Raw genomic sequence first — 24,730 nt, forward strand, 5'->3', positions numbered from 1 at the left:
AACCTCCAGACGCCGGTGCAATTCCGGCCCCCGCAACACTTTTTCAAACGATCCGCTTCCGGCGGGTCGTTTGTGGTATTATGAAAACATGAAAAACGACAATCGCACCGAAGAAATGCGTAAAATCAAAGATGAGGTGCTGAATCTTAAAGAATCTCCGTTGTACAAAGAGCGGATAAAAAATAAGGCTCTTCCTGTGATAGGTGAGGGAAGCCATAACGCCCGCATTATGTTTATTGGAGAGGCGCCTGGCAAGAACGAAGCAGAAACAGGCAGGCCTTTTTGTGGTGCGGCAGGCAATGTGCTGGATAAGCTCTTAGAGTCCATTTCGCTTGATAGAAAAGAGGTGTATGTAACCAATGTAGTAAAAGACCGTCCCACATCAAATAGGGACCCTCTGCCTGAAGAAATAAAGCTATATGCGCCGTTTTTGGATAGGCAGATAGACATCATTCAGCCGAAAGTCATCGCAACACTTGGGCGGTTTTCTATGGGTTATATTATGAGAAAGTTTGGGCTTGAATCCGAGCTCCAATCCATAAGCAAGATGCACGGCAAGGTGTTTGAGGCAAAAGCAAGGTACGGCTTGGTAAGAATTCTCCCTCTCTATCACCCCGCAGTTGCCCTTTATAACGGGAGCGAGATGGATACGCTTAAAAAGGATTTTGGGCTGCTGAAAAAGTTTATATCATAATATATTGACAGGCTAATAAATATATGTTATAATCCACCTGAGTAAATTTAAAAATTCGGAGGAAGATATGCGAGTCCAAGCACTAACCATTGAAAAGGCGTTGAGAATACATAGAGAACAAATGGGGGAAAAGCTAAAAGATGCTTTTTGCGAGCCGCATTTTCGCAAAAGCTGTGTGAGATGTATGTGCTATCCAATATATCCGTCCGCTTTTAATGCGATTATTATTTCCGCAGCAACCTTTTTGGCTCTTACGGCGATATATCTGTTTTTCGAAATTCGGATTGGGTAGCATTATTCTAATGACATTCAATCTTCGGATGGAATCTAAATGTTAATGACGAGGGTTGCTTCGGTAGCCCTCTTTTTATTTTTCGTAGTACAATAAACATATATGAACAATTTCAAAAAAATAGCGATGGTCGTAAGTGCTTTTGCTCCCGTTTTCGCCTACGCGCAGAGCGGTTCGCTTATTTCTGATATTATCTACAAGATTGTGTATATCTTTAATTATCTTGTGATAATCATCATGGCGCTCGGCTCCGTTGTGTTTTTGTGGGGAGTTATTTCGTATATCACTGCCGCAGGGGATGAGGTAAAGCTTGCGAGCGCAAAGAACTATATTACTTACGGCATCATCACTCTTTTTGTTATGGCCGCTGTGTGGGGGCTGGTTGCCGTGCTTCAGAATACATTTGGCATTGGAGCGGAGTTTACACCCACACCGTCGTATTAGGTATGGAGATTTACGAAGTACCTCATACCCGCGAGCATTGGTTCCGTCTTGCGCTGAGCATCGGACTTATCATCCTGATCATCCGGGTCATCCTGAGAATAGGGAAGCTCTTGGAGGTATTTCTCTATTTTAGTCTTATTGATAAGATGTAATAAAAAAAACGAGCCCGTTACTTTCGTATGAAAATAACGGGCTTTTGTTAGTTAGAGGTGTAACGAGCTATTGTGGTACCAGCTGTTGTAGAAAGTGACGGATCTTTCTGCTTGCCTCTCCGATTTGTTCTGTTCCACAACCTGGTCGAATGCCAGCACATTGTAGGAGCCGTTCTCGTTGCGTTCCGCGCGCGCTATGGTGCGGTTATCAAATTCCTTGTCTAGCTCCCTAAGGTCTTCCAACGGGAGAGCAAGGTGTCTCGTATGGACAAGGTGCGCATAGGACGGAGTGAACGGCGTTGTCGTAGTTGCCGGTGTCTGAAACATTTTTAAATACCTCCTCGTTTCGCCAGAGCTCGAAGAGCGCTGGCAGGGTTTTATTTATTTTCTAAGGTTAATTATATCATATTTATATTAAAAAGTCAAATATAAAAAAGGCCCCAAATAAGGCCCTTTTATCATTATTTTTTGTTGTTTTGGAGCCGTTTTTTGCGTCTTCCCCCGGCTTCTTTAAATCGGCGTTTTTCTGCCTTTGTTATTGGAATTACCGGACCGATGGACACCTTGTTTTTGTCTGCACCAAGTGCGACATAGGTAAAGTAATTTGAGCAAATATGCCATTGTTTGCCGCTCATAGGGCTTATGGCATCTACGCGGACGCCTACCTCCATGGAAGTACCCCAAACGCGGTTTACTGAGGCCTTGTACACAAGAATGTCCCCAAGAAACGCGGGCGCCTTAAAATCAAAACCGTCCGTGCTTTTTGTAACGCAATAGGCGTTTCCCACATGGAGCCGTGCGGATATGCTTGATGCTAAATCCATTTTTTTCATGATCTGGCCGCCATGGATGGTTCCATTCGGGTTTAGCTGTTCGGGGAATACGGTATCGTAGTGTTTTATTGCTGAATTGCGCACCCACTTGCTTTTTAGGGCGGTTGGTTCTTTTTTCACGCCCCTGGGGATGTAAAGGTTCTCCATTGCCAGAGTCACTGCTTCTTTCATCGTGTTTTCGGCTATGTGGTGGTTGCGTGCTCCTTCGTGCTCGGGGGCGGGCTTTATTTTGTCCGTTTTTTTTAATTCTGCGGCAGAGTGTTCCCTTGAGAGCTCTTTCGCCTTCTCTGAAGGGGGCGTTTTTGCCATGGCTTGCTCCTTTTAAAGTACTTTGTCTTGCCTTATTATATCTTATTTTAGGGCAATTTCCCTGTATGGGGCGGTTTTTAGAGCTATTTTACAGGCGGGTGTCAATTGTCGGAAAATGCTCAAAAATGAGCCATTTTTTAAGGAAAAGACTTGACAAATGATTTATTTTCTGATATCATTCGCAACGGTGGTTCTTTTAGTCTTTTCCGTGTGGTATGAATTGTTCTTATAACAAAGGACAAAAACCATATGGAAAAAAATATTCAAAAAACCAAAAAAGGAGGAGATGTCTCCATGAATAGGCAAAAGAGGCCGACTTTTCTGGTTTCTGTCGCTATTCCGCTTCTTTTTACTTCTTCATTTTTTAGCTCTGCGGTTGATTATGTGGGTTCATTGGTAGTCACTAATTCGTATGCCGAGGAGCAGATGATAGAAGAAAATGGCGACCCGCTCGGAGAGATTGGGGAGCAATTAAAAAAGGAGGGCATTGAGTATGTTCCTGTTGAGCATGAGTCGCCCACGGTGCTGAGTAAGCGTGTTGTTACTGCATATAATGCAGTGCCCGAGCAGACGAACGATCGTCCATGCGAAGGTGCATTTACGCCTCATACCGGCATCAATTTTTGCAAAACAAATCTCCCCATTGTGGCAACGAACGAATTGCCATTAGGGACGCTTGTGAAAATTGATGACAGGATATTTCTTGTAGCAGACAGAACCAATAGCCGATACAAATATAGGTACGATATATTAACCCCAACACTTTCAGAAGCGAGAGAATGGGGAAAGCGCACCCATATTATAGAGGTCATCGGGAAAGTAGTAAAAAACGAGAATTCATAAAAGCGTTCCGATATATCGGAACGCTTTTATTTTTTATATATATTCTGTACTTGTTCAAACATCTGTTCAATACGAAATTCTTTTTGTATCTTTTCGTAAAGCGCTTCGCTGAAGTGGGTGCGCAGTGCCGCGTTATCCATAAGCATCTGTATATGATTTGTGAGCGTAAATTCATCCCCGGCTGCCGCTAAAAGCCCTGTCTTTCCGCCGTGGATGATTTCGGGTACGCCGCCTACCTCAGAAGCGATAACCGGGAGTTTTGCTGAGCCTGCTTCTAGAAGCGCATACGGAAATCCCTCTTTTAACGAGGGGAGTATAAAAATATCAAATGCTTTTAAGAGTGAGGACGCAGTATCGATGTGCCCCGCAAGAATGATGTTGTTTTCAAGACCGAAGCGCCGTATTTCTTTTTCAAGCGCTTCACGCTCTTCTCCTTCGCCGATAATAATGCATGTCCAGCTTCGCTCAGGGATACGCCCGAGTGCGCGTATAAGATGCGGGATGCCTTTGTTTTTCGTGAGTTCCGCAATCGTTCCTATCCATACAGAGCGGGGCGCGGGCGCTAGGCCGTATTCCTTTTTAAAATAAGCGCGCGCTTTTGTTTTTTCAATAAATTCGGGTTCTACGATGGCATTTTTTATCGTGGAACTTTTTTTGTCCGCAAACGGAAGTTTTTTTGCCGCGCGCTTATCGTAATCAGATACGCAGATAATCTTGTGGTGCATAAGAGAAGACACCCACGACGAAAGATAGATCAGGTGCTTCTGCCAGAACGGGCGTTCCTCATGGAATGCCCAGCCGTGCGCAGTAAAGACTATGCGCGGAACACCGGCGAGGCGCGCTGCAAGCGCTCCCACACCCCCCATTTTAGAACTATTTAAGTGGACGATATCAGGTTTTTCTTTGCGGAAAAGCTTCCAAAGCGCTCCAAATGTCTTGAGCTCCTGGATAATGCCAACTCTGCGTGTTGTAGCAAATGTATGCACGGGAATGCCTGCTTTGCGCATTTTCTCGGGGAGCAGGCCTTCGTTTCCCATGACGGCCTGCACCGCATACCCGCTCTTGGGCAAGCGAGTAGCTATATCGTAAAGATAGCGTTGCGCTCCGCCCCAGTGGGAGCGGGTTATGGCAAGGATTATTTTTTTCTTTTTAGGAGATGCAGTCATGGTTAACGCCCGCGGCGGGTAAGCGTAAGCAAGATAGTTTTTAAGATAATAGAAATGTCTATCACGGGGCTTTGGTGTTTTATATAGTAGAGGTCGTATTGGAGCTTTTCAAGGGTTTCTTCTACGGAGCCCGCGTACATCTGTGGCATGTTTATCTGCGCCCATCCAGTGACCCCCGGCTTTATTAAATGGCGCATGGTGTAGTGCGGTATCATGTCTTCAAGACGCGTAACGATCTCGGGGCGTTCCGGGCGGGGCCCCACTACCGAAATATCATTTTTTAGTATATTCCATACTTGCGGGAGCTCATCTAGGTGAGTTTTCCGCAAAAAATTTCCTATGCGGGTGATGCGCGGGTCTTTGTGCTCTGCCCATATTGGCGAGCCCTCTTTTTCGGCAAGCCCGTCTTTTGAGAGGGCGATCATGGAGCGGAATTTTACGAGTGTAAATTCTTTTTTATTTTTCCCAATGCGGACCTGGCGGATAAGAATTGGCCCGGGACTTGTTACTTTTATCGCAAGCGCGATAAACGGAAAAAGCAGTATAGTGAGCGCCGTTCCGATAAGTGCGAGCACTACATCAAGCGCGCGCTTGATGACATCATTAAAGTTGTTTTTAAGCTGAGCGAGGTTTTCCAAAAACCATGCTTCGTTAATCAGGGATGTCGGTATTTTCCCGGTAATGAATTCATAAAATGCAGGGAAGTCCATAAACGAAATGCCGAGCGGGAGTACTTGATAAAGCATACGCACAACCGCTTCGTTTTGCTTTATGTCGGCTGACGCGACTACCAAATTTATTTTTTCGCGCTGTATGATATCGGTGAGATGATTATCAAAAGAAAAAGTTTTGACGGACTGCAAAGAAAGTATTTTTTCGTTCGTGGTCATAACTCCCGCGGGCTCAAACCCAAGCTGGGGATTTGCGTTGAGATATTCCATCATGTCAAGCGCATCGGACGACGCACCGAAAAAAAGAATTTTTGTTCTGAGTGATGTCGCAAGGTAGCGTGCGATAATTGAACGCCATGCGCTTAGGAAGAGCGTGACCAGGATAATATGGATAAGGAGATTTGTTTTCGGGGCAATGCCAAAGTAGGGGATGAGATAAAAAAGAAATGCGCCGATAATACCTCCGGCTATGATATTGCGGATTATCTTTTCTTGGAGTGCCGCCGTTGCTTTGAGTGATTTTCGTTCGTAAAGCCCGCCAATATAGAAAACAAACAGCCATAGGATGAGAAGAATGGTGAAGGGCGCTTTGTGCAGTTCCCAGTGCGCCGCAAAACTATCCCCTTGGTAGCGCAAAAAGAGAGTAAGCGCGAGCGCTCCGTAAAAAAGCAGAATATCCCCAAGAAAGAGGACAAACGAAAGAAATGGAATCCGTTTCATTGCCTTATACTGTACAACAGAATTGGAGGTTTTTCTAGGGTTTGCGGGGGCTGTAATAAACGGCTCACACCCCCGTGTGAGCCGTTTATAGGGGGCGTATTTGTTGACTTTTTTATTATTTTGTATTATAATTTAGAACAAAATAGGATACTGTATTTTAAAAAAACCAAACTAGGAGGTTCTGCATATGAGACGGTCTATAGCAGTGATGGCTATACTATTTGCGCTATTTTCTTTTTATCCGGCGCATGCGGGGAAAAACAAAGAACCCGAGGCGTGCGGACCGAACAACACGCAGCAGTCTCTTGTAAGGAACGGAACATTTTTGTTTTCTGACCGCGACAAGAACGCTGTTTCAAGCGGCGTCGTGTATCAGATAATTCCTTTGCAGCCGGACGGTTTTGAGACGATTGTTGTTCATTCTCATCCGAGCAACAGTAAAGACCCGCGTACAAATGTCGCTTTTGCGATATTTGAGTGGAGTTGTGATAAACAAGGAGTCCGTCTCGAAGACATTGAACAGTGCGGACGCTTCTGGCAGTACTACGCGGGTATGGATGAGGATTTCCGCGAGGCGTATGTGTATGAGGTAAAGAGTCATGAAGTTGTTCCGGATTTGCGCAGGGGCAAGGTGTGGGCGATTGATGCTCGTGTTGTGACCCGATGGGTGAGAGAAGGCCCACAGGAAAATATTTACGCGAACAAGGCTTTTCTCCGTAATCAAATTACCGGGGAATTTGATCTTATTCATGAGCGTAGATTTTTTAACAGAAATCACTGTCCTCAGGGCCAAGATGACCCGCGCGAGGGCGCACATGAACGGATAGAGTTTTTTACGGACACATTCCCGAGATTCTATGCGGTGGGTTTTGCCAATATGTTCACGGTTAAGATAAACGGCAACCGGGAGCGTATACTGTTTTATTCCTATAACGACGGCCTGTACAACTTCGCAAACTTCTGGGACTATCCGTATGCAATTCGGGGAACTCCCGCGGATTTTCTGATGTTTTATGACAAAAAAGAGAAGACATCAAACGACGCACAGCCAGGCGGCGGTTCGTGGGTGGGCCTCAACAGAGACAGAATAGTGTCCATGCAAAATCCTCCATCCGCGCAAGACCCTATCATCGATAACCCGTTCTCTACTCTTTACTCTGAAGAGATGCCAGAGGCGGCAGAAGCGTCTAGCGATGCTTTGCCGAGCGTATACCGCTGGGTAGAAGAGCGCGAGCGTCTTGGGGTAACCGAGTTGCCTGAAGACATTCAAGACTCACTAAATTACTAAACAAAAAGAGCCAAGGAAATTTTCCTCGGCTCTTTATTTTTTTGTTGTTTTGTGATATGTTTACGGGCGAAAGAACATTGAGAAGGGAGGTTTTGCGGTGAAGAATATAAAAGATTTGTATTGGGGGTTTGCCTTTTTTGCAGTAACATCAGCTTTGTTTTCTTGTGCATTTTTCTTTTCTCTTGGATGCGGAGGATTGTTTGGTATATGCAGCTATGTGCTCGATGAGCCGCCTATGCCTGTTTCGGATTCTTTCCAGCGTACGCCGTTTGGTTTTGGCGTATACACCGATGATTCCGGAACCTGGCAGATAACGGACAATGTTCTTGCGGGCATAGATATGCAGTACCAGAATGTTCTACGCTGTGCGGAGAAAAAGTTGGACGCGGATATCATGATTACCATAGAGCCGGCAAAAAAATGGAGTCCCGATGGGACAACAAGTCCTTCTATAAACATAACAGGCATGTCGTCTGATGCTTCTGCTTCTGAAATGACTGACGAAGAGCTCGCAGAAAAGTACCCCGACGAGTACCCCCCCGATATGTTTTTTGATTCCCTGGGCATTCCTTTTGCCCAGCAGAATAATTCGGAGGAGAACATACCGCATTCCCGCATATTGGAAGGAACAATAAGCGAGAATTTTAAAATCATATTATCTGATAAGGACGCATGTTTGCTAAAAAAGCATACGGATGGTCTTACTTCTTCTTTTGATGGACACATAGCTATATGGGTTAACGAATCAGGCCAATTGGTCGGGCACGAAATTGAACATGTGCTTGCGCGTGTTCTGGGTCTTACCGAAGAGGAAGAAGAATCTTTGTATGCATGCACTCCCGCTATAGAACATGTCGATTTTAAATAATAAAAAAGTCTCAAGACTAGTCTTGAGACTTTTATTTTTCATAATGCAGGTATTTTGGGAGGAAATTTCGGAGGGGGTAGCGGGTAGAACATAAATTCCTGTTCGTAATCGCTATACGATCCTTCTGAGTTTTCGTTTGAAGGCATGCCGTCTTCCCCGGTATCATTTCCGTCTTTGTTGCTATTTCCGTCCGCTTTTCCTTTGTTGTGTTCCACAACAGTCGGAATCCCATGTCTTTGGCGTTCCATTGCTTCCCCAACTTGTTCCTCAAGTTGTTTTGAATACGGGAGCTTATGGGCGCGCGGTTCGTTCGCGGGGCGGTACGTAAATAGAGACATGATCTGAGAAAAGAAAGAAGGTTCCTCTGGTGCTTCTGTGCCGTCGGAATATTCAGTAAGCCAGATGAATATCGCTCCTTTAAATCCTGTTTTCTTGTCGGGCTGCTGGACAACGCTGCTCAGAAATAAAAATTTATTCGGCGGTTCTTTGGGTGTTGACCATCCTTGGGAACTTTCAATGCTGTTCCATATAAAGAGACCGGCAGGCAGAATGGCTACGATGAGGAGCGCTTTTATGAGCCACTTGCCGTGCACTCCCACGAGAATCCATAAGAGAAGCGCTGTGATAAACGCAAATAAGAGTATTGTTGCTGCGATAGATGACATTATCTGCCTCCTCTGCGTGCCTCAAATTCATAAATAGACATGGGCGCATTGTTCATATTGGTAACATTTCCGTTTTCATCAAGCGTAAACCGGAATGCCGTTTTTTCGTCGCCGTTGTGTTTCAGAAGCACGGTATTGGATATCACTTCGGTGTCAGAGCCCTCTAGCTTAAAGAGCGTTATGGTAACAGAGACGGGAGAAAAGCTCTTTTTGAAATACATATGGACATTTACCACATATTCTCCCGGGACAATGCCGCGGAACAAGACGCGTTCCTCATTCTTTTTTACCATGACTATTTCGCCGTTTTCTTTTCTCACTCTGTCATTTCGCTGGCCAAGGTCATCGCGGGTGAGATACATAAAGCCGTCTTCGCGCCGCTTGAAATAAACAATATGGTCTTTCGGGTCTTTTACATATGTGTCTACATCATCGTCAAGATCATCGCCCCACTGAACGAGAATGAGAAATTTTTCATCAAGCTTGATGCCGTCTTGTTTTTTCTCTTCCTCTGGATTTACTTGGAGTATCGCAAGGATAAAAAGCACCACGAACACCAAGAGCATATTGAAGAGCAGATCAAAAAATGCCGTGCGGGTGAAGTATTTTCGTCTTTTCATTTTCTGCTTTTCCTTCTAAGCGCTATCTCAAGGGCGTGTGCTTGTATTTTGAGCAAGACCATTGAGGTGAGTCCCACGATAGTTGTGAGAAGCGCGGTACCCGAGCCGCTCCAGATTACCTGAGAGAGCTGTTTTAGGTCTTCCAGTTTTAGGTCCAAGATATTTCCCTTTACGAATAAAAAGAGAAAACCGAGGATGGTTCCGCCGAGCCCAATGTATTCGCATATATCCGCGTTGAACCAGATGCCGTCTATTTTTAGTGCCAGCTCGTCCGTTTCTTCTTTTGCGGCAGCTATTTTTGCGCCCTCATACTCTTTTTTATCGGAAGGGAAGGGGCGGCTGTTACCCATTCGCCATGCGACATGACCGCATACGAGCGTCGTCGCAAAAAATATAAGCATAATGAGAAAGCTTAATTTTGTTACATCAGCATTTGCTATATAGGCGAATATGCCCATTCTGTGGAGGATAACAACACCGAGGAGCACAAGCGTTGTAAAAAGCAGCCAGCGCAAAAAGAGTGTTTTTTCTCGCATATTTGTCTCCTTGTCCCGCCACTTTGTGCGTGGGTGGACTTTTGGCAATGAACTTTTTTTATTGTATCACGCAAAAAAACCTTGCGATATGTAGACAAATGGGAAATTATGGGGCGTTGACAAAATAATAAATATTTTGTATTGAGAAAACAAAAAGCCTCGGCGTAGTGCCGAGGCTTTTTTTATTTCTTTTCCGCTCGTTCGGTATATTGTCCGGTTACGGTGTTCACTCGTATGGTATCTCCTTGGTTTATGAACATGGGTACCGCAATCTCCAAGCCATTCTCAAGCGTTACGAGCTTGTTGCCTCCGGTTGCCGTATCCCCCTTGATGTTCGGAGGCGCCTCTTTTACGAGATATTCCACTTTGATAGGGAGCACTACGCCAATAACTTTTTCACGAAATATCTGCTGGGTGACGGTCATATTTGGTTTTAAGAATTTTTTTTGATCGCCTAAGGCTGCATCGTCAAGCTCAAAGCGGCTGCTCTTGTCGTTCGGTTCGTGAAATATGAATTTTCCGCGGTGTTCATATACAAAAACTGCTTCTTTTTTTTCTATTTCAGCTTCTTCGTAGGAATCACTTTGGTGAAGTGTTTTTGGGATAACCTTGCCGCTTATAAGATTTTTTATCTTTGCCTGCACAACAGGCTTTCGTTGCTGCATGCGGACAAATTGCGTCTCAACGACTTCGTATGGCTCGCCGTCCATAACAAAGACGGTTCCTTTGGTGAGTTCGGTGTACGATAGCATGATTTTTTATGAATTATGCGCGAAAAGCGCAAATTGAAAATGATATATTTTCCCATTATAATAGGAGTTATATGGAATATCAACCGACTATCGGGCTCGAAATACATGCCGAACTCAAAATGCGGACAAAGATGTTTTGTGATTCTAAGAATGACCCGTTTGAGGCCCATCCAAATGTAAATGTATGCCCCGTGTGTATGGGTCATCCGGGAACGCTTCCGGTTGCGAACAAGGAGGCAATCCGCCACATTTTGCGGATCGGGCTTGCACTTGAGGGCGAAATACCCGAGTATTCGCAATTTGATCGCAAGAACTATTTTTATCCTGATCTTCCGAAAGGATATCAAATATCGCAGTACAAGCATCCTTTTGTGGAGCGCGGCAGACTCTATCTGCCCAAGGCAAACAAGGAGATACGCATCACCCGCGTGCATTTAGAAGAAGACGCGGGAAAGCTTGTGCATGAAAAAGACGGCACGCTCGTTGATTTTAACCGCGCAGGAGTTCCGCTTATGGAAATGGTAACGGAGCCTGATTTTGGGGATGCCGCGGAGGTCCGTGAGTTTGCCGAAGAATTCCAGCGGATTTTGCGGTATTTGGACGCGTCTGACGCAGATATGGAAAAAGGCCATATGCGGATAGAGGCAAATATTTCCATTGCAAAGCCTGGTGAACAATGGGGTACAAAGGTGGAGGTGAAAAATCTTAATTCGTTCCGTGCAGTTGAGCGTGCGATAGCGTACGAGATAGAGCGCCAGGCGGAGGTTTTAGACAAGGGAGAAAAAGTATCGCAGGAGACGCGCGGATGGGACGAGGAAAAACAAAAAACATTCTCTCAGCGCTCAAAAGAAGAGGCGCATGATTATCGCTATTTTCCGGAACCTGATTTGCCGCCGGTGCGTCCGCATGGCGAATTTGATATAGAAGTGCTCCGCGCGGGACTCCCCGAATTGCCGGCAAAGCGCCGTGAGCGTCTTGTAGACGAATACGGTCTATCGGGTGATGCGCTTATTATGGCGCTTGATGATGTTCATTTTTTAGCGTTTTTGGAAGCGGGGTTGTCGGAACTTTTTTCATGGGCACCCGAAGCTAAAAAAGAAGATATAAAAAAAATAGCGTTGAATTATCTTACATCCGATTTGCAGGGTATAGTAAAAGAAAAGGGCACCTCTTGGAATGAATTACTGCTTACGCCTGAAAATTTTGCCGAACTCATAAAAATGGTGCATGCTGGAGAGATATCCTCGCGCGTGGCAAAAGATGTGCTTTTGCAGATGGTTGAGGAGAATGGCGACCCGTCGCAGATTGTGGAAGAAAAAGGGCTCAAGCAGGTAAGTGACGCGGGTGCATTGGAAGTAATGGTGCAAAAGGTAATCGCGGAGAATCCCGATGCGGTAGCGGATGTTAAAAGCGGAAAAGAGAATGCCATCAAATTTTTAGTGGGGCAAGCGATGAAGGCAACCAAGGGTTCTGCAAACCCCGGGGTTGTAGAAGGCTTGCTGAAAAAACTTATTTCATAATTATTATTACCTTATTTCACTATGAGTAACGATCCATCACAGCCGTTTCCCGAAGATCAAGGCACCATGCCTCCCCAGAAGATTGATAGTGACGAACAAAAAGAGGCGGCAAAAAAAGAGCTTGAGCGAGAGCTTGAGCGCGAACTTACCCCCGAACAAGTAAAAGAAGCGCTTGAAAAAGCGCGTGAACGGCAGGGAGAAGATCCGTTTTCGCACGATAATTAGATAAACTTTTTAACCAGTGTTTCAGCTTCTTTTTGAGAGCGTATCCAATGGATGCGCTCTTCTTTTTTCCACCAGGTATATTGGTGCTTTACAAAGCGGAATATATCGCGCAAGAGAAGTTTGCGCATATCTGTTTTTGATATTTTATTTTGCAAAAATCGGGCTACCCAGCGCGGTTCAAGCCCAAGCTCGTCTAAGCGTTTCCAGCTGACGCCTTGAGTGTGGAGTTTTTTTATCTCCTGTATCATGCCGCGGCGGAGGCGTTCATCCAGGCGTTTTGTTATTTTTTTCTCAAGCATTTTTCTATCAATTTTTATCCCAAGAAACAATATTGAAGTCCGACTTCCATAATTACGGAAGTCGGACTTCAATAAAGGGACCGGCTTGCCTGTTGTCTTTATTATCTCTATCGCGCGTATTAAGCGCCGCTTATTTTTTTGTTCAATGGTGCGCGCGCGGCGCGGGTCAAGCTTTTTAAGCATCAAGAAAAGCGCGTCTGCTGATTTTTTTTCGAGTGCGCGACGAAGCGCCCAGTTTGCGGGGACTTCGGGTATTGTCGGAGTTTCGGTAAGCGCTTTTATGTAGAATGCCGTACCGCCTACAACGAACGGGGTTTTTCCTTTTGCTTGTATTTCTGTAAGCGCGCGCGCCGTCTGTTTTTTGAATTGCACCACGGTGTAGTGCGTCTTGGGGGTTACCGCGTCAATGCAGTAGTGCTTAATACCGCCCATCTCTTTTTTGGTTATTTTACCTGAAGACAAATCAAGCCCTTTGTATACTTGGCGGGAATCAGCAGAAATAATCTCGCCGTTGAATTTCTTAGCGAGCCGTACGCCGAGGGCTGATTTGCCGGATGAGGTTGGCCCGAGAATAACTATCATTGTGCCTGTCCGAGAAACACCGAGAGGGTCATTTCACCCAGGTCTTTTTTGCCGTGCGCGCGGACGGAAATTTTTTCCGCTTGTTTTTCTTTTTCGCCAATGATGATACTAAACGGAGTTTTTTCCAGTTCCGCTTCGCGTATCTTTTTGCCGATAGATTCGTTTCGCGCATCAAGCGATACACGAATGTCTTTTTCTTCCAGCTTCTGTTTTATTTTTTCTGCATAGGGGAGCACCTTATCGTTTACGGTGAGGATGGTTGCTTGCACGGGTGCGAGCCAAAACGGAAATACACCTGCCGTGTGTTCTATCAAAACCGCAAGAAAGCGCTCAATAGAGCCCATGATTGCTGCGTGTATCATGACGATGCGTTCCCGTTCTCCTTGTTCGTTAATGCAGGTAAGATCAAATTGTTCGGGCATATTCATATCGAACTGAATGGTCGCCACCTGCCATTCGCGGTTAAGCGAATCCTTTGCAAGAAAGTCCAGCTTTGGACCGTAGAATGCCGCCTCTCCGGGAGCGTCTTCGGCGTTCACCTTTTTTTCTTTAATTATCTCTTTGAGCGTTGCCTCTGCCGTGTTCCATATCTTTTTGTCACCCAGATAATTTTTCGGGTTTTTGGGGTCGTGGCGCGACAGGCGTACACGGAGCACAAACCCAAATGCACCGTAAAAATCATGGATAATGTCCCATACTTTTGTAAACTCTTCTTTTGCCTGGTCCATTCTGCAAAATACATGTGCATCGTCTTGAGTAATGGCGCGTACGCGCGATAATCCCGCAAGTTCTCCCGTCTGTTCGTCGCGGTATACTTTAGTGGTATTTGCGTACCGTTGGGGGAGTTCGCGATAGCTCCATTGTCTGCGTGCGTATATCTGGATATGGTGCGGGCAGTTCATGGGCTTCATTGCAAACTCATGGCCTTCGCGGGTGATTACGCGGAAGAGTTCGTTTTTAAACTTGTTCCAATGGCCGCTTTTTTCGTAGAGTTCTTTTTTGGTGATGTGGGGGATGTCTACCTGCCCGTATCCATGTTTTTTACGGAGTTGCCATACGCGGTCATCCAAAAGGTTGCGCACAAGCGTGCCTTTTGGGGTCCACAAGGGGAGCCCCGGGCCTACAAGTTCGGAAAAAGTAAACAAGTCCAATTGCGGGCCGAGTTTTTTGTGGTCGCGTTTTTCTGCTTCTGCTTGCATCGTGAGATGCTCATCAAGTTCTTGCTTTGTGTGGAATGCAACGCCATAGATGCGCGTAAGCTGGGGATTTTTTTCATCTCCCTTCCAATAGGCGCCGGCAATCTTTGTAAGTGCAAATGCGTTGGGGTCTATCTCTTTTGTATTTTTAACATGTCCGCCTTTGCACAAATCGGTAAAATCACCCGTCGTGTAAAGGGTTAGCTGTTTTTTTTCTTTCACAAAATCCTTGATAAGTTCTTGCTTGAAGGGCTGCAAAGCAAGCATTTTTTTGGCAGTAGGTGCGGTTGTCTTTTTGCCTGTAAACGAAAGCTCCTTGGCGATAAAGTCACGCATGTCCTTTTCAAAAGTTTTAAGGTCCTCGGGGCGTATGGGCTTTGGAAGCTCAAAATCATAATAAAACCCATCTTCAATCGTGGGTCCGATGCCGAGTTTTGCTTTTGGGAATTTTTTGAGTACCGCCATCGCCAAAAGGTGGGCAAGGGAGTGGCGTATGTGGTCAATATCCGTTTGATTTTTGAGCATATAAATACTATACTACCAGCAAATTTTATATTGATAAAGGAGGGTAATATCTTCAAGGATCCGATTCTTGTTGCTATGGTAATGCCTGTTTCGTTTGCCGTGTGCATAGAGAACAAACAAATTAATTAGGAGATGCGCGCGATGCAAGAAGACGACGGGCACGACCGCATGACCAGCATTATGCATTTGATATTTTGGCCTCTGTTTATTCTGACGATTGTTGGTATGGTATGGGCATGCTTCCATTACAAAGATTTTTTCTAGACAAACACAAAACCGAGCACAACGCTCGGTTTTTATTTATGCCGCAGGTTCTATGGGCTTGATGCCGTCGGCGATGATGCTTACTTCGCCGTTCCGGTGGGATATTTTACCTTTCAATGCGATGCCCCGGTCTTCTTCAAGGAGATGACCGTATGATTTAAGCGTGTTTGGAAATACGACAACCTCTATGGAGCCCGCGAGATCCATGAGAGAAATGAATGCCATCGGGTCGCCGTTCTTGGTTAGTATTTTTTTTGCGCTCTCAACAACGCCTCCAATGACAATAGGGGTTCCGTCCTTGAGGGTGCGCGCAAAATCGGTGTTCGTCTCTTTTGTTTCCAGAAGCGAGCGGAATTTGTCCAGCGGGTGTCCTGATACATACAACCCCAAAAGTTCCTTTTCCCAGCGGAGCTTATCGTCCATTGCCGCTGCCGGCACATCTTTTAGCTGTAGTGTTGGAGCATAAGACGGACCGCCTTTCATGCCGAAAAGCGAGTGCTGGTTTTGTTCTTTTGCCCTGCTTGATTCTTTGTGGTAGGTGAGTATTGTTTCCATACTCTCAAGCATTTGATTGCGTTCTCCGAGCGAATCCATGGCACCCGCTTTTGCGAGCGCTTCTATGGATTTTTTGTTCAGGTCTTTTGTCGGGAGGCGTTCAAGGAGTCCCGCGAGCCGCTGGTATGGGCCGTTCCGTTCGCGTTCCTGGATTATCATGTCTACGACATTCGCGCCGACATTTTTAATGGTGCGCAGCCCAAATCGTATCGCGAGTTCTTCGCCGTCCCGCTGAGGCGTAAACCCCGCGTTACTGCGGTTGATATCAGGCGGAAGCACACGGATGCCCAAACTTGTACATTCTTTTACCAAGAACGCGATGCGGTCTACATCTTTTTCGTCCGCGTTCATAAATGCTGTCATAAATTCCAAAGGGTAGTGTGTCTTGAGCCACGCGGTTTGGTAGGCGATAAGGGCATAGGCTGCAGCATGGCTACGGTTAAACCCGTAGCGCGCGAACGGGGGGAAGAGCTCCCATATTTGGATTGCTGTTTTTTTATCTATTTTGTTTTTTATCATTCCGCCTATTAACTTCTCCTGCTGTTCGTCCAGCAAAGATTTTATTTTTTTACCGATGGCTTTGCGCAGGGTGTCTGCTTCGGGGAGTGAATAGCCTGCCAAATCGCGCGCGATACGCATCATTTGTTCCTGGTAGACGCCGATGCCGTATGTATTTTGGAGGACCGGTTCGAGTTTTGGATGAAGGTAGGTGATTTTTTCTTTGCCGTGTTTCCGGTTGATGAATGACGGGATAAGTTCCATTGGCCCGGGGCGGTACAAAGCCACCATCGCGATGATGTCCTCAATGGTTGAGGGCTTAAGGTCTTTTAGGTAGCGGGTCATGCCACCCGACTCAAGCTGAAACACGCCCACGGTGTGGCCTTCTGCAAGCGTTGTGAATGTATGTTCGTCGTCAATGGGGATTGCATCAATGTCAATGCGTTCTCCTGTGCGTGTTTCTATGAGGTTAAGGGCCTCTTCAATAATGCTTAGGTTTTTAAGTCCCAAAAAATCCATTTTCAAAAGACCGAGGTCTTCAATTGTGTGCATTTCGTACTGGGTGACGATGGTTTGCGTCTCACCCGATGTGCCACGCGATACGGCGTACTGGAGCGGGACAGTTTCGGAGAGCGGGTCTTTGGTGATAACGACGCCGCATGCATGTACCGAAGCGTGCCGTACTACGCCTTCCAACTTGCGCGCGGAATCCACGAGTCTCCGTGCTTCAAAATTTGTTTTGTAGGTTTCTGCAAATTCGGGGTTTGCTTTAAGCGCCTTTGCAAGCGTCATGCCTACGCTAAACGGAATAAGTTTTGCTATCTGGTCGCAGAAGGAATACGACATCCCAAGCGCGCGGCCAGTGTCGCGGATTGCCGCGCGTGCCGCCATGGTTCCGAATGTAATGATTTGCGCTACATGGTCTTCGCCGTATTTTTGACGGGCGTACTCAATAACCTCATCTCTCCGGGTGTCTGCAAAGTCTATATCAATATCAGGCGGACTGATACGCTCGGGGTTCATAAACCGCTCAAAAAGTAAGTCGTACTTGAGCGGGTCGACATTTGTGATATTCAAAGCGTAGGCAATAAGAGAACCCGCCGCAGACCCTCTGCCCGGCCCCACAACAATGCCGTTTCGTTTTGCCCAGTTTACAAAGTCCTGCACAATCAAAAAGTACGAAGAAAATTTTGTCTTTTCTATGATATCCAACTCGTATGCGAGGCGCTCTTTCGCCTCTTTAGACGGCTTGCCGCCGAATCGTTTGCTAAGGCCCGCTTCGGCGAGTTCTTTTAAGTACGAGTCAACCGTGTGGCCTTCGGGGACTTCGAAGTGGGGGAGTTTAATTTTGCCCAAATGAAGTTCTAAGTCTACTTGGTCGGCAATTTTTACCGTGTTTGTGATTGCTTCGGGCGTATCCGCGAATGCTGCTTGCATTTCTTCGGGTGAAGTAAGCGAAAAATCATCCTCTTTCATGGTGAGACGGTCTTCGTCGTCTACTTTGGTGTTAGTCTGCACTGCAACGAGAATATCTTGTGCTTGCCGGTCTTCTTTTTTTAAGTAGTGGACATCTTGCGTTGCCACCATGGGAATAGAAAGTTTTTTTGCAAGTTTTTTGAGTCCGTTTTGGACCTCCACATGATTGGGGATGTTGGGGTGGTGGGAAAGTTCAATATAAAAATTATCTTTGCCGAAAATGTCTTGGTATTCACGCGCGAGGGCTTCGGCTTTGTCGGGCTTTGCGGCAAGGAGAGCGCGCGAAATTTCGCCCGTGAGGCACGCGGAGAGCGCGATAAGGCCCTCGGAATGGGCGCGCAAAGCGTCTTTATCAATGCGGGGCTTATAATAGAAGCCCTCAAGGTTAGAAAGGGTTACAAGCTTTAAAAGGTTTTGGTAGCCTGTTTCATTTTTTGCAAGGAGTATAAGATGGTAGCGTTTGTCGTCTACCCCGTGGACTTTTTCTTGCATGCTTCTGGCGGCGATATATGCTTCAATCCCGATGATAGGCTTAATGCCCGCCTTTTTCGCTTTTTTATAAAACTCAATTGCCCCGTACATGTTTCCATGGTCGGTTAAGGCAAGCGCGGGCATGCCGAGTTCTTTTGCTTCACGAACAAGCTCGTCAATCTTTGCGAGCCCGTCTAGCAAACTATAGTGCGAATGAACATGGAGGTGGACGAAGGACATGGGTGAATTTTATTGTACCACCTTTCTCCAACCCAAAACACTTTTTATAAACTCAAAATAATGGCGAAATATGGAGCTTCTTGGGAGTGTGTTGTTTCCCCGCTAGATAGGGTATGATGCTTAAAGAAAAATATTGAGAGGTGTTTATATGACAGAACAAGCGCAGTCGGTAACGATTTACTCAAATGGTGGAGGGTATTATTTTGTCGGAACCTCAAAAATAAAGCATGTTTGTGATGATTTTGCTCCGATGATGTTTACTCTCCCGCACAATGTGGAGTCCAGACACGATTTGCCGGATGGCGTAGTGAGAACTATCGAAGATGTTGTTCGTGTATATTTCTCGAAAGAAGAAGAGATTCTTGACCCAAGCACAAAATTTGCCATAGATTATCGCTAGAATACAGTGCATACAAATAAAAAAGAACCCATACGGGTTCTTTTGTTTTATTTTCCGTTGCAATAGCAGACCATGTGGGTTAGCGTATCGTGGCAGAGACGTTTTTCTGCGTAAGTCTTGGCGTATATTTCCACACCCTTTTTTATCATACCGCGGAGCGTGTATGTGTCCTCGGGGATTTTTCCTTCGTAGACCTCACGCAATGCGGCGTCTATGTCTATCATGTTCTGTATGAGGGTGTCTTCGTGTTTACAACCCGTAAGAAACGCGGCGATACGCGTGCGGTTTTCTGCGTCTCTCAGGAGCTGGTCAAATGATTCCGGAGGCCAGTCCCACTTGTCCCACATAGCTTGCATATTTTGAGGAAGATTTTTTACCTGTTCATTAAACCACCCATCAGTGTATTTTTTCATTCGTTTCTCCGAGTGTGTTTTCAAATTCATTTTTGAGGATAGCACGGGTGCTATAATAAAAACAATGGCAAAGTATCTCATCGGCATAGACGAAGTAGGACGGGGGCCGCTGGCGGGCCCTATTACTATCGGCGTTGTTGTAGTGCCTCAAAAAAGAAAGAACTTGTTTGTGGGTATCAAGGATTCTAAGGCGCTCTCTGTTAGCAAGCGCGAAGAATGGTTTAAGGCGTTGCAGGGCCATACGCGCGGGAATAGAATGTTTTACGCGATATCATCCGTAAGCCATGCGGTAATTGATAAAATTGGCATTGTGCCTGCGACTCGTCTTGCGATTTCGCGCTCGCTTAAAAAGATTGCAAAAAAGAATGTCAGGATAGGTTCAAAAAGTGCGCGGGTATTGCTGGACGGGGGACTCAAGGCGCCCCGGGAGTACGCAAACCAACAAACCATTATACGGGGAGACAAGCAGATTCCGATAATAGCAGCCGCCTCCATTATGGCAAAAGTGATGCGTGACCGAAAAATGATGCGTCTTGCGCGCGAATACCCGCAATACGGCTTTGATATTCACAAGGGATACGGCACAAAAGCGCACATGCGTGCGCTCAAAAAATATGGATTAAGCAACATCCACCGAAAGAGTTTTTGCGGGAGGTTTATATAAGGTACAATGGGCATAATGTTTCAATTCCTGAAAAAGGGAAAAACACATGAGAAAACGAAAAACGCAAATCCAGCGCGCTTGCTTGTTTTGTTCGCGGCATTCTTATTTGTTACCGGTGCGTTTGTGCATGCGCGCTTTGACAGAGGATCAAACCTTGCATTTACTTCGTTCATCCAAAATCTGCTGCTCCAGAGGTCTGGAAATACTGCTCCGTCTGCTTCCCAATCAACGCCTCCTTCGTCACGGCCTTCACAGGATTCACGGACATCGCGGTCATTTAATCCATTTAATCCCTATGTATCATCACCTCCGCCAGATTCTTCCGGTTCTTCCGGGTCCTCTGGCTCATCGGGACCCTCGGGCTCTTCGGAGCCAACAGCTCCGTCGGGTAGTTGCAGCGGCCCGGTAAAAGTATTTGAGCACACTAATTACGAGGGGAAGGCAGCGGGGTTTGGCGTGGGCAGATATAATCTTGGTGTGTTACAGTCGTGCGGTGTTCTGAATGATAGCATCTCATCGGTGCAGGTTCCTTCGGGGTACCGTATTATTCTCTACGAGCACCATAACTTTACTGGGAGTACATTTGTCCGTCTGGCGAGTGACAAAACGCTAGTGAATGATGGCTGGAATGACAGAGCATCTTCACTTGCGGTAGAGCAGGTCTCGTCTTCTCCGCCTCCGTCTTCATCTCCATCACATTCAACCGTTACCGATCACGGCTCGGTAACATACAATGGGCATAAAGGTGCAGTTACTCGTCATGCGTATTCCACGAATCTCGTGTCGTTTTATGTTGACCCGAATAGCAATTATTCGCTGAATCAAATAGAAAAGTTATTAGGATGGTATGGCACATGCATCGAGATATACGATGACCTGTACGGTTCGGTAGCCGGCCCGTATTTTAAAGACCACCGAGGCATTGCCATTCCTACGGTTGCGGTTGTTTCGTCCACATGCGGTGCCGGATGTGGCGCAGGCATGAAGGCGGAGATTCATCAAGACGCATGGAATACCATGGATAGCAATAAGCCTGGTGACCAATGGATAGCGTATTATGAGTTAGGAAGAGGGTCGCAAATAAATTCATTTCCGTTTTATAATCAATTACGGCCGTTGCATGTAGGTACATTCATACCGCATTATACGGCGCTTCAATGCGGACGCGCGCTTGGCGTTGATGTGTTTGGGAGCGGGAATAAGTTTCCCGGATTTTCAAAAGAAGTGAGTGCATTTAAGAGCGACTCATCGCTTACTTTTCTTGATGTGTATATTGATACAAACGCGGGCAACACAGTAAGACGAAACGGCAGCGAAATTATCCCGTGGGATATTATGGCGGTGGTGTTGGACCAGCTCGACCAGAAGTATGGGACTGCAAAAGTAAAAAAGCTCTTTTCCGTATTGAGCGCTCCGGGGCGCGCCGCTGAGGTGCATAGAGCGCTTTGTAATTTTGAGGAAGGGGTCAAAACGGCGATGGGCAATGCGGCACTCAATGCCATGATAAAAGAATGGAAAATGCCTACTGATTGCGGTTTGTAGAATGATTGTATTACAAAAAGAAAACCCCGCGTGGTGCGGGGTTTTTTTGTTTAATCTTCTTGCGGGTGAAAGAATCGCCAAATTTCGGTGTGCTCGGTGATAAAATCATACATTTCCGTTACTGCGGCTTCTATCTTTTCTTCCGACGGATGCTTGAGGAGCAATATGCGCTCTCCGAGCATGGGCAGGATGAGAGCGGGGAACAGGAATATGGCTGATACGATCAGTAAGACAGGGTTTAATCGGAGATAGTTCCCAAAGACTGCTATGTACAGAGACAGAAAAATACAGCTTAAAAAGAAAAAGAGAAATCCTGTTACCAGCGGAGCGGAAAATGGAATAATGCCCAGCATGTAAAAAATAAGTACAAGCATGCTGATGTGTTGTTGGGTTGAATTAATTACGATTGATGTCCCGCAGTTAATGAGAGTCATCGGGGCTTTTTTCATATTGCGCCTTGTCGGTATTCTTCCGTCTTCTATCAGGGTGACTATTTTGTGTTCGCATGCGTGCCATTCTTTCAGGTTGCTGAATCCAGGCATCCGTGCAATGTAAAAAAATATTGATAGATTCCTCGTTACTATAAATGATACAAAAAGAATGAATATCATCGCGAGGAACCGTGCTGTCCATAGTTTTTGAGGAGAGAGCAATAGAAGCGATGCTGCGCACAAAGAAAGACTGATAGTGCCTACCACGAGAACAATATCGTGGTTTTTAAGAGCACTGCTTACATCGAGCATGCGTCTTATGCCATCGTAGTGCGAGGTTTTAAAAAATAGGCTTGCTACAGGACTTCCTTCAAATCTTTTATAGATAGTGAGTCTGAATCCGTCTTCTGTGCTTTCTCCTCCCACGCGGACAGAGGACTTCCCAACACAGCCGAAAATGCTTGTAATCAATGGGTTGTACTCCTTTGGGAATGTTCTTTTACTCCCGTATAGTATAGCAAATCTGGGTCGTTTGTGGCTTTGACATATCCTGCTTTTTTCGTTACTATGGATTAATATGACAGTCCGAATGAGACATACAAAATCACATAGAAACAACCGCCGGGCGCATCACGCGCTAGAACCTGGTGCGGTTTCGACATGCGTGAAATGCAAGCAGGATAAGCTTCCGCATAGAATTTGCGAGAACTGTGGATCCTACAATAACCGCGAGGTAGTAGATGTGCTCGCAAAGCTCACCAAAAGACAAAAGAAACAAAAAGAGAAGGAGTTAGCGGCGCAAGAAGCCCAGGAGGCATCGCAAAAGCCCATGGATGTAGCGTCGCTCTCGCAGAAGTAATCTTCTGTTCCGCTCCTCCTCCTTTTTTGTTCATTAAGAAAATCTAAACATGGCAAACCGACATCTTTCACGATCAATCGCGATGCAAACCCTCTTCGAGTGGGATTTTAACGGGTATGACGATTCGCGGATAGATGAGATGCTCGAACGAAACACTAAAGAATTTGCGCCCGGCGTCGATGATGACGATGATTTTGCGGGCGTATTAGTGCGTGGGGTGCTCAAGAAGCGCAAAAAGATAGACTCGGTGATTGAGAAAGCGGCACCCGAATGGCCTATTGAGCAGGTTGCGCGCGTAGACCGCAATGTCTTGCGCCTGGGTTTATGGGAGCTGTTATTCGGCAAGCGCGATGAGGTGCCCCCGAAGGTTGCCATTAACGAAGCGATTGAACTTGCAAAGAACTTCGGCGGGGAATCGTCGGGGCGGTTTGTAAACGGCGTGTTGGGGACGGTGTACAAAGAGATAGGAGAGCCTGGCAAAGACGACACGGGAAAAAAGCCGTTTGACGGCGACATTACAAAATTGCCCACAGACCATTTAGGCGGCGGTGTTGTGTACCGGCGGGATGGCGGTCTATTATTGTTTGCCATGGTGCATGATGTGTTCGGGTACTGGACGCTTTCTAAGGGAAAGCTCGGCCAAGGCAAGGTTGATGTAGAAAAAGGCACCGCTCAGAAGATACAAGAAGAGCTTGGCATTACGGATGTCCGTATGGGTGAAGAGATGGGCATAAATGAATATGTCGCATCCGACCCGGAACGAGGGAAGATCCGCAAGCAAGTAACATATTTTTTAATAGAGACGAGGGATACGGAATTACATCTCAAGGAATCAGGGGGGCTTGATGATGTGCGCTGGTTCAGGCAGGATGAAATTACGGGAATAAAGACATACCCCGACATTAAGCCGCTTTTAGAGAAAGCGATAACAATATTAACAAAGTAATCAGAAATGCGAAATTCAAAGTGTTGCGACATCATTGGGACGCTTTGAATTTTGCGTTTTGCATAACACAATGAACAATGTATCAGGCCTTGAAAAGAGTCTTGGTGTTAGTTTTACCAACAAGGATCTTTTAAACGAAGCCCTTACTCACAGGTCATATCTCAACGAAAACGAATCATGGAAATATCCGCACAATGAGCGCCTGGAATTTTTGGGCGACGCGGTCATAGAGCTTATCATCACCGAAGCGCTTTTTTTGCGTTTCCCCGATAAGCCTGAAGGAGAACTTACGAGCTTTCGCGCCTCGCTTGTAAATACGAAGATGCTTGCTGAGGTTGCGGGCGCCTTGCAAGTAAACGATTATTTGCTGCTTTCGCGCGGAGAATCAAAAGACACGGGAGGGCGTGCGCGCCAGTATATTCTTGCGAACGCCTTTGAGGCAATAGTCGGCGCGCTGTATCTTGATAAGGGGTATGATATCGTGCAGTCATTTTTGGAAGATAAATTATTGCCGAACCTTACTGAAATAATTGAGAAAAAATTATATAAGGACCCAAAGAGCCTCTTTCAGGAGGAAGCCCAAGATCGGCAGGGCATTACGCCCACTTACAGCGTTATACGCGAATCAGGACCCGATCACGACAAGCACTTTGTTATAGGTATTTTTTTGGAAGATGAAAAAGTTGCTGAAGGCGAGGGACCGAGCAAACAAATGGCACAGGAAGAAGCGGCACGCAAGGCATTAGAAGCTAAGGGATGGATAGAATAAGG

At 46.1% G+C, this 24,730-nt stretch carries 26 protein-coding genes; 13 read left to right on the plus strand and 13 right to left on the minus strand.

Annotated features, from left to right (window positions below; translation table 11 throughout):
• Nucleotides 1–88 precede the first annotated feature (88 nt).
• The 3 genes from COU47_02605 (at nt 89) to COU47_02615 (ending at nt 1,430) form a co-directional block, all read left to right on the plus strand.
• Complete coding sequence (locus COU47_02605; GenBank protein PIR69522.1) at nt 89–694, plus strand: uracil-DNA glycosylase; 606 nt, start codon at nt 89–91, stop codon at nt 692–694.
• A 67-nt stretch (nt 695–761) separates the two neighbouring features.
• Nucleotides 762–986 carry a hypothetical protein gene (locus COU47_02610; protein PIR69446.1) on the plus strand — a complete coding sequence of 75 codons (225 nt, stop codon included), beginning with the start codon at nt 762–764 and terminating at the stop codon, nt 984–986.
• A 102-nt stretch (nt 987–1,088) separates the two neighbouring features.
• Complete coding sequence (locus COU47_02615) at nt 1,089–1,430, plus strand: hypothetical protein (protein PIR69447.1); 342 nt, start codon at nt 1,089–1,091, stop codon at nt 1,428–1,430.
• A 203-nt stretch (nt 1,431–1,633) separates the two neighbouring features.
• Here COU47_02615 and COU47_02620 read toward each other — a convergent pair whose 3' ends face one another.
• Together COU47_02620 and COU47_02625 are read right to left on the minus strand one after the other, a co-directional pair.
• Nucleotides 1,634–1,909 (minus strand): hypothetical protein, encoded by a 276-nt coding sequence (locus tag COU47_02620; GenBank protein ID PIR69448.1) that lies wholly within the window; start codon nt 1,907–1,909, stop codon nt 1,634–1,636.
• A 134-nt stretch (nt 1,910–2,043) separates the two neighbouring features.
• A complete protein-coding gene (locus COU47_02625) occupies nt 2,044–2,724 on the minus strand; it encodes an acyl-CoA thioesterase (protein ID PIR69449.1) in 681 nt (226 codons plus the stop codon).
• A 249-nt stretch (nt 2,725–2,973) separates the two neighbouring features.
• On the opposite strand from COU47_02625, the gene COU47_02630 reads away from it, so the two are divergent.
• Nucleotides 2,974–3,567: a hypothetical protein gene (locus COU47_02630; protein PIR69450.1), complete on the plus strand. Its 594-nt coding sequence runs from the start codon at nt 2,974–2,976 to the stop codon at nt 3,565–3,567.
• Between the two features lie 26 nt (nt 3,568–3,593).
• On the opposite strand, the gene COU47_02635 is transcribed toward COU47_02630, so the two are convergent.
• Both COU47_02635 and COU47_02640 read right to left on the minus strand, forming a co-directional pair.
• A complete protein-coding gene (locus COU47_02635) occupies nt 3,594–4,733 on the minus strand; it encodes a hypothetical protein (GenBank protein ID PIR69451.1) in 1,140 nt (379 codons plus the stop codon).
• Between the two features lie 2 nt (nt 4,734–4,735).
• On the minus strand, nt 4,736–6,124 hold the full coding sequence (locus tag COU47_02640; protein ID PIR69452.1) for a hypothetical protein: 1,389 nt from the start codon (nt 6,122–6,124) through the stop codon (nt 4,736–4,738).
• A gap of 208 nt (nt 6,125–6,332) precedes the next feature.
• Between COU47_02640 and COU47_02645 the strand changes: the two genes are divergently transcribed.
• Complete coding sequence (locus COU47_02645; protein PIR69453.1) at nt 6,333–7,412, plus strand: hypothetical protein; 1,080 nt, start codon at nt 6,333–6,335, stop codon at nt 7,410–7,412.
• A gap of 97 nt (nt 7,413–7,509) precedes the next feature.
• Nucleotides 7,510–8,280 (plus strand): hypothetical protein, encoded by a 771-nt coding sequence (locus COU47_02650; protein PIR69454.1) that lies wholly within the window; start codon nt 7,510–7,512, stop codon nt 8,278–8,280.
• A gap of 38 nt (nt 8,281–8,318) precedes the next feature.
• Here COU47_02650 and COU47_02655 read toward each other — a convergent pair whose 3' ends face one another.
• The 4 genes from COU47_02655 to COU47_02670 all read right to left on the minus strand — a co-directional run bounded on the left by COU47_02655 (nt 8,319) and on the right by COU47_02670 (nt 10,853).
• Nucleotides 8,319–8,945: a hypothetical protein gene (locus tag COU47_02655; GenBank protein PIR69455.1), complete on the minus strand. Its 627-nt coding sequence runs from the start codon at nt 8,943–8,945 to the stop codon at nt 8,319–8,321.
• The gene (locus COU47_02660; protein PIR69456.1) at nt 8,945–9,565 is read right to left on the minus strand and encodes a hypothetical protein; all 621 of its coding nucleotides are present in this window, start codon (nt 9,563–9,565) and stop codon (nt 8,945–8,947) included. The genes COU47_02655 and COU47_02660 overlap by 1 nt, the downstream gene beginning before the upstream one ends.
• Nucleotides 9,562–10,101: a hypothetical protein gene (locus COU47_02665; protein PIR69457.1), complete on the minus strand. Its 540-nt coding sequence runs from the start codon at nt 10,099–10,101 to the stop codon at nt 9,562–9,564. The genes COU47_02660 and COU47_02665 overlap by 4 nt, the downstream gene beginning before the upstream one ends.
• A gap of 182 nt (nt 10,102–10,283) precedes the next feature.
• Nucleotides 10,284–10,853, minus strand: a complete 570-nt coding sequence (locus COU47_02670; protein ID PIR69458.1) for an elongation factor P — start codon at nt 10,851–10,853, stop codon at nt 10,284–10,286.
• Between the two features lie 71 nt (nt 10,854–10,924).
• Between COU47_02670 and COU47_02675 the strand changes: the two genes are divergently transcribed.
• Nucleotides 10,925–12,373, plus strand: coding sequence for an Asp-tRNA(Asn)/Glu-tRNA(Gln) amidotransferase subunit GatB (locus tag COU47_02675; protein PIR69523.1), 1,449 nt, complete (start codon nt 10,925–10,927; stop codon nt 12,371–12,373).
• 221 nt (nt 12,374–12,594) lie between these two features.
• Here the strand turns inward: COU47_02675 and miaA are convergent, their stop codons facing one another.
• From miaA to COU47_02690, 3 genes are all read right to left on the minus strand, one after another.
• Entirely contained in the window at nt 12,595–13,479 is an 885-nt protein-coding gene (gene miaA / locus COU47_02680; GenBank protein PIR69459.1) for a tRNA (adenosine(37)-N6)-dimethylallyltransferase MiaA, read from the minus strand.
• The gene (locus COU47_02685) at nt 13,476–15,200 is read right to left on the minus strand and encodes a threonine--tRNA ligase (protein PIR69460.1); all 1,725 of its coding nucleotides are present in this window, start codon (nt 15,198–15,200) and stop codon (nt 13,476–13,478) included. The genes miaA and COU47_02685 overlap by 4 nt, the downstream gene beginning before the upstream one ends.
• 300 nt (nt 15,201–15,500) lie before the next feature.
• Entirely contained in the window at nt 15,501–18,704 is a 3,204-nt protein-coding gene (locus COU47_02690; GenBank protein ID PIR69461.1) for a DNA polymerase III subunit alpha, read from the minus strand.
• Nucleotides 18,705–18,852: 148 nt separating this feature from the next.
• On the opposite strand from COU47_02690, the gene COU47_02695 reads away from it, so the two are divergent.
• Nucleotides 18,853–19,104 (plus strand): hypothetical protein, encoded by a 252-nt coding sequence (locus tag COU47_02695; protein PIR69462.1) that lies wholly within the window; start codon nt 18,853–18,855, stop codon nt 19,102–19,104.
• A gap of 47 nt (nt 19,105–19,151) precedes the next feature.
• Here the strand turns inward: COU47_02695 and COU47_02700 are convergent, their stop codons facing one another.
• A complete protein-coding gene (locus COU47_02700; protein PIR69463.1) occupies nt 19,152–19,517 on the minus strand; it encodes a hypothetical protein in 366 nt (121 codons plus the stop codon).
• 64 nt (nt 19,518–19,581) lie between these two features.
• Here COU47_02700 and COU47_02705 point away from each other — a divergent pair, with 64 nt between their 5' ends.
• Nucleotides 19,582–20,181 carry a ribonuclease HII gene (locus tag COU47_02705; protein ID PIR69464.1) on the plus strand — a complete coding sequence of 200 codons (600 nt, stop codon included), beginning with the start codon at nt 19,582–19,584 and terminating at the stop codon, nt 20,179–20,181.
• 6 nt (nt 20,182–20,187) lie between these two features.
• A complete protein-coding gene (locus COU47_02710) occupies nt 20,188–21,723 on the plus strand; it encodes a hypothetical protein (protein ID PIR69465.1) in 1,536 nt (511 codons plus the stop codon).
• 50 nt (nt 21,724–21,773) lie between these two features.
• Here COU47_02710 and COU47_02715 read toward each other — a convergent pair whose 3' ends face one another.
• Nucleotides 21,774–22,625 (minus strand): hypothetical protein, encoded by an 852-nt coding sequence (locus tag COU47_02715; GenBank protein PIR69466.1) that lies wholly within the window; start codon nt 22,623–22,625, stop codon nt 21,774–21,776.
• Nucleotides 22,626–22,731: 106 nt separating this feature from the next.
• On the opposite strand from COU47_02715, the gene COU47_02720 reads away from it, so the two are divergent.
• The 3 genes from COU47_02720 (at nt 22,732) to rnc (ending at nt 24,728) form a co-directional block, all read left to right on the plus strand.
• A complete protein-coding gene (locus COU47_02720; GenBank protein PIR69467.1) occupies nt 22,732–23,013 on the plus strand; it encodes a 50S ribosomal protein L32 in 282 nt (93 codons plus the stop codon).
• A 49-nt stretch (nt 23,014–23,062) separates the two neighbouring features.
• Nucleotides 23,063–23,959, plus strand: a complete 897-nt coding sequence (gene nusB, locus COU47_02725) for a transcription antitermination factor NusB (GenBank protein PIR69468.1) — start codon at nt 23,063–23,065, stop codon at nt 23,957–23,959.
• A gap of 70 nt (nt 23,960–24,029) precedes the next feature.
• Complete coding sequence (gene rnc / locus COU47_02730) at nt 24,030–24,728, plus strand: ribonuclease III (protein ID PIR69469.1); 699 nt, start codon at nt 24,030–24,032, stop codon at nt 24,726–24,728.
• Nucleotides 24,729–24,730: the final 2 nt, after the last annotated feature.

It is taken from the genome of Candidatus Niyogibacteria bacterium CG10_big_fil_rev_8_21_14_0_10_46_36 (assembly GCA_002772995.1).
Taxonomy (GTDB): Bacteria; Patescibacteriota; Minisyncoccia; order 1-14-0-10-42-19; family 1-14-0-10-42-19; genus 1-14-0-10-46-36.